Genomic DNA, 5,195 nt, shown 5'->3' on the forward strand with positions numbered 1-5,195 from the left:
AGCGACAAGTGCAGTGGCTTAAAGAGGGAAAATAGATATTGCTTGGAATACAAATGCGGCTTTATTCGCTCTAAGCATTGCACAAATAATGGTGCAGAGGCAATTTTAATGCGCGATACTGATATTGGCTTTAAAAGTGTATTTGTAGCCAAAAGAGATACAATGAAGGGTTATGAAGAGATTGCTCAAGCAATGGGAGAACAAAAATTAATGGAAAGCAAAGAATTTTAAGATAATTAGGAAAGCAATAGCTCTTTAATAAAAGCTAAAATTAAAGAAAATTTTAATAAAATGCTAACCTTTTATTTATCAAATTTCACACACGCTAATCCTAGTTTAGGTTGCGCGTATTGCGTTTAAGGAGCGTGGAGGAAGCCAAAATATGGTAAAAACCAAAACAACAAATAGGAGATACTATGGTAACAATGAAAGACCTTTTGGAATGTGGTGTGCATTTTGGACATCAAACAAGACGTTGGAATCCAAAGATGAAGAAATACATTTTTGGTGTGCGCAAAAATATTCATATTATTGATTTACAAAAAACTTTGCGTTATTTTCGCTATACTTATAATATCGTGCGTGATGCGGCGGCAGAGGGCAAAGTTGTTATGTTTGTAGGAACCAAGAAACAAGCAAGTGAGACGCTTAAACAATATGCTGATAGTATTAATGCACCTTATGTGAATTATCGTTGGCTTGGCGGAATGCTGACTAATTTCTCAACTATTAAAAAATCTATCCGCAAACTTGAAATTATTGAAGAAATGGAATCTAGTGGGCAGATTGATTTGCTGACAAAAAAAGAAAAATTGATGATTCAGCGCAAAAAAGAAAAATTGGCGCGTTATTTGGGTGGGGTGCGTCATTTAAAACAAGCTCCAGATATGATTTTTGTAATAGACGCAGCAAAGGAAAAAATTGCTGTGGCAGAGGCTAGAAGGCTTGGAATTCCTGTTGTCGCTCCATTAGATACAAATTGCGACCCTGATATGGTGGATTATCCAATTCCTGGGAATGATGATGCGATTCGCTCTATCCAATTATTTTGTAAAGAAATGACAGAGGCGATTACAGAAGGACGTGCTATTGCTGGTGGAGAAGCTTCCGCGGTAGAGGTAGTAGAGCCTGCTAGTGAGGAAGAGAAACAAGAAGTAATTGATGAAGTGATGAGCGAAGAAGATTTCGCAAAAGATGAAGAGTAAGGGGAAGCTATGGCAGAAATTAGTGCACAACTTGTAAAACAACTTCGTGATATGACTGATGCAGGAATGATGGATTGCAAAAAAGCTCTTGTAGAAGTGGGTGGCGATTTAGAAAAAGCCATAGAATATTTAAGAGAAAAGGGGCTTAGTAAGGCAGCAAAAAAGGCGGATAGAATAGCAGCAGAAGGAAGTATAACAATTAAAGTATCTAGTGATTTCAAAAAGGTCAGTATGGCAGAAATCAACTCTGAAACAGATTTTGTGGCTAAAAATGATGGCTTTAAAGAGTTGAGCGCAAAAACGATCGGGATCGTGCAAGATTCTGATATATCTAATGTAGGACAACTCCATACTTTGAGTTTTGAAGGGACAAAATTTGAAGAATATTTGAAATCCCAAATTGCAAAAATTGGTGAAAATATTGTTGTCCGAAGAATTGCAAAAGTTGAGGCAACAGGAAGTGGAATTGTCAATGCTTATGTGCATTCTAATGGTCGCGTGGGTGTTATTATTGCTCTTAAATGCCAAAATGAAGCGAATGCAGCTAAATTAGTAGATTTTACCAAAAATCTTTGTATGCACGCAGCAGCAATGAAGCCACAAGTGATTAGTTACCATTCTTTTGATTTAGATTTTGTTAAGAGTGAAAAGACAGCAATTATTGCAGAACTTGAAAAAGAAAATGAAGAGCTAAAAAGACTTGGTAAGCCTTTACATAAGATTCCACAATATATTAGTCAGCTAGAGCTAACAGATGAAATTGTGCGCAAACAAGAAGAAGTGTTAAAGGCAGAACTTAAAGCACAGGGTAAGCCAGAAGCGATTTGGGATAAGATTTTACCTGGGCAATTAGAAAGATTCAAAGCAGATTCTACTATTTTAGACCAAAGACTTACTTTATTGGGGCAGTTTTTCGTAATGGACGATAAAAAAACTATTGCACAGGTATTAGCCGATAAATCTAAAGAATTGGGAGATGCGATTGAAGTAGTAGATTATGTGCGTTTTGAGCTTGGTGAAGGAATTGCAAAACAAGCTTGTAGTTTTGCTGATGAAGTTGCGGCACAATTAGGTTAATTTAAGGCTTCCTTTGTCGTGGCTAGTAGCTGAAAATCTCACTTTTGGCTATGATGTGCCAATTTTAGAGAATGTAACTTTTAGTTTAAATGCAGGGGAAACGCTTTCTATTATGGGAGTAAGCGGAAGTGGCAAAAGCACACTTTTGCATATTCTATCTAGTTTTTTAAAGCCTCAAAATGGAATAGTAAGGCTTTTGGGTAAAGATATTTATCAACTCCCACAAAATGAATTACTTGCTTTAAGACGCAATGAAATCGGGATTATCTTTCAATCGCATTATTTATTTTTAGGGTTTAATGCAGAAGAAAACCTAGAAGTTGCTTCTTTATTAAGCAACCAGAAAATTGACCACGAACTTTTAAGTCTGTTTGGAATTTTGGAAGTTTTACCACTGAATATTGGTGCATTAAGCGGAGGGCAACAACAACGGCTCTCTATCGCTAGGATTCTTACTAAAAGACCTAAAATCATCTTCGCTGATGAGCCAACAGGTAATTTGGATAGAGAAACGGCTTTTAGTGTAATACAGCTTTTATTTGATTATGTGAAACTTACGCAATCTTCATTGGTATTTGTTACGCACGACCCAATTCTTGCAAATAAGGCTTTGTATGCTTATCGTTTGGAGCATACTTCTCTTAAATCCCTTAAATAAAATTTATGGGTTTTTTACCTTTCTCTACTTTTTTATAAAAGTCTTGAATTATGGAACTTCTAGCTTATTTAACTGAAGGGAATGTAGCAAATTTTTTGCTTTTACTCTTGCGTTTTGCTGGAATCATCGCGTTTTTTCCTTTTTTTGAAAACCAAATGATTAATGCTTCGCTTAAGGGCGCATTGATTTTTTGGCTTACAATTCTTTTCATTCCTCTTTTGGATGTCGTGCCACCAGCAAATTGGACAATTGTGCGTTTTATTATCGCAGGACTTTCTGAAATTATGCTCGGATTTCTTGCTTCTATGGCACTTCAAGTTGTCTTTGGTATGATTTCTTTTGGGGGTGAGTTAGTTTCTTTTGCAATGGGATTAACGATTGCAAATGCTTATGACCCTATCACAGGTGCGCAAAAGCCAATTGTGGGGCAGTTACTTACATTGCTTGCTTTATTGATTGCTTTGGGACTTGATTATCATCATTTATTCTTTTATTTTGTAGCAGAGAGTATCCAGAAGATTCCATTGGGGGGATTTATGTTTTCTCAAAATTATATTGAATATATCATAAAATCTTTTACACATCTTTTTGTCATTGGACTTACAATGTCTTTTCCGATTATGGCTTTGATTTTACTATCAGATATTATTTTTGGTATGATTATGAAAGCCCACCCACAATTTAATCTGCTCGCAATTGGATTTCCGGTTAAAATTTCTATCGCCTTTGCTGTACTAATTGTAATTGTTCCAGCAATTATGCTACATTTTAAACGAGAGTTTTTGAGTGCATTTGATGCATTAACTCTTTTGTTCCAAGTGAGCTTTTAATTTCGTAGAATTTTTGATAATAAAAATCAGTTTTCTAAAGTTTTAAGTGATATAATCTTTTAGTATCAAAAGGATAGGATTTTTATGCAACAAATTGTTTCTTATCAAGGTTTTGCAAAAACAAAATTAATCTTTATTTTAGCCTTTATGTCTAGTCTTGCTCCTTTGACTACGGATATGTATTTACCAGCATTAGGAGAGGTGCAGAAAAGCTTTGTCACCACGCCTTTTTATACGCAACTTTCTCTAGCAGTTTTTTTCATTGCTTTTGCGTTTGGGCAGTTAATCTATGGACCTTTGAGTGATGTTTATGGGCGCAAAAAGCCCCTTTATATTGGAGTTACGCTTTTTATTGTCGCAAGTCTTGCGTGTATTAGCTTTGATTCCGTGCATAGCTTTATTTTTTGGCGTTTTTACAGGCACTTGGCGGTTGTGCGGGTGTCGTGATTGCACGTGCAATCATTAATGATAATTTTGAATTAAAAGAAGCTGCGAGTGCTTTTGCGTTGATGATGGTTGTCTCTAGTTTAGCGCCAATGTTAGCCCCTGTGTTTGGGGGATTTTTACTAGATTATTTTCCGTGGCAAAGTATTTTTGTAACGCTTTTTGCACTTGGAGTTCTGCTTTTGATTTTTATCATCTGCGGGATTGAAGAGCAAAAATCCGCGCAAAGTGTGAAACCAAACCTTAAAGCCATTACGCTAAATTATTTTCATATCTTGCAAGACCGTAGATTTCGCATTTATGTCCAGTCTTTTAGTTTTGTGATGGCAACCATTTTTGCCTATATTACCGGCTCATCGTTTATTTTTCGTGAATATTTTAATTTAAGTGAAAAAGCCTATGGAATCTTATTTGGTGTGAATGCGCTTAGTTTTATGATTTTTGCAAACATTAATGCAAGAATTGTGCGCAAATATTCTCCTTATGCGGTGTTGCCTTATGCTTTTGTGATAATGTTTGGTATTGCTTTGGCGTTGATTGTAGTGGGTTGGCTAGATTTGGGATTCTTGCCTTTCGAGATTCTTTTGTTTTTAATGCTTGGAATGAATGGCTTTATTGCGCCCAATACGACAACTTTAGCAATGGCGCGTTTTAAACAAATATCTGGCAGTGCTTCGGCGGTTTTGGGAATGGTGCAATTTGTTTTTGCAGGGGCGATTTCCTTTATTGTAGGGGCTTTAGAGGCAAACACACCTTTTCCTTTAGCTCTTATAATTGCGTGTTGCTTGCTTTTGGCTTGTGGAATCTATTTTTCGCTTAATGCAAGGGAAGTGAGACGCTATAAACGTAAGTTTTTAAATTTTATCTTGCGAAGATAAGTTTTGAGATTCAATGTAATCTTTAATCTTTTGTTTGATGGTGGGATTAATCAGAATTTCTAGGTGCAATATAGAAAGTGGCAAACCAAATTCTTCTAGCTTT

General features: G+C 36.0%; 4 protein-coding genes and 2 pseudogenes. All 6 read left to right on the forward strand.

The annotated features are described in order from the left end of the window. Nucleotides 1–231: pseudogene (locus Q0Y61_RS09410) on the forward strand (hypothetical protein); the annotation flags it as partial. Between the two features lie 185 nt (nucleotides 232–416). Next, entirely contained in the window at nucleotides 417–1,205 is a 789-nt protein-coding gene (rpsB, locus tag Q0Y61_RS09415; RefSeq protein ID WP_297814414.1) for a 30S ribosomal protein S2, read from the forward strand. Between the two features lie 9 nt (nucleotides 1,206–1,214). Continuing rightward, nucleotides 1,215–2,282, forward strand: a complete 1,068-nt coding sequence (tsf, locus tag Q0Y61_RS09420) for a translation elongation factor Ts (RefSeq protein WP_297814417.1) — start codon at nucleotides 1,215–1,217, stop codon at nucleotides 2,280–2,282. Between the two features lie 13 nt (nucleotides 2,283–2,295). Beyond that, the gene (locus Q0Y61_RS09425) at nucleotides 2,296–2,940 is read left to right on the forward strand and encodes an ABC transporter ATP-binding protein (protein WP_297814419.1); all 645 of its coding nucleotides are present in this window, start codon (nucleotides 2,296–2,298) and stop codon (nucleotides 2,938–2,940) included. A 47-nt stretch (nucleotides 2,941–2,987) separates the two neighbouring features. Further along, nucleotides 2,988–3,770: a flagellar biosynthetic protein FliR gene (gene fliR, locus Q0Y61_RS09430; RefSeq protein WP_297814421.1), complete on the forward strand. Its 783-nt coding sequence runs from the start codon at nucleotides 2,988–2,990 to the stop codon at nucleotides 3,768–3,770. A gap of 84 nt (nucleotides 3,771–3,854) precedes the next feature. Next, nucleotides 3,855–5,092, forward strand: a pseudogene (locus Q0Y61_RS09435) (multidrug effflux MFS transporter). Nucleotides 5,093–5,195 lie beyond the last annotated feature (103 nt).

It is taken from the genome of uncultured Helicobacter sp. (genome assembly GCF_947367035.1).
Taxonomy (GTDB): Bacteria; Campylobacterota; Campylobacteria; order Campylobacterales; family Helicobacteraceae; genus Helicobacter_D.

Coding starts and splice junctions, on each gene's coding strand:
- rpsB (WP_297814414.1), top strand. CDS start 417: ATGGTAACAATGAAAGACCTTTTGGAATGTGGTGTGCATTTTGGACAT.
- tsf (WP_297814417.1), top strand. CDS start 1,215: ATGGCAGAAATTAGTGCACAACTTGTAAAACAACTTCGTGATATGACT.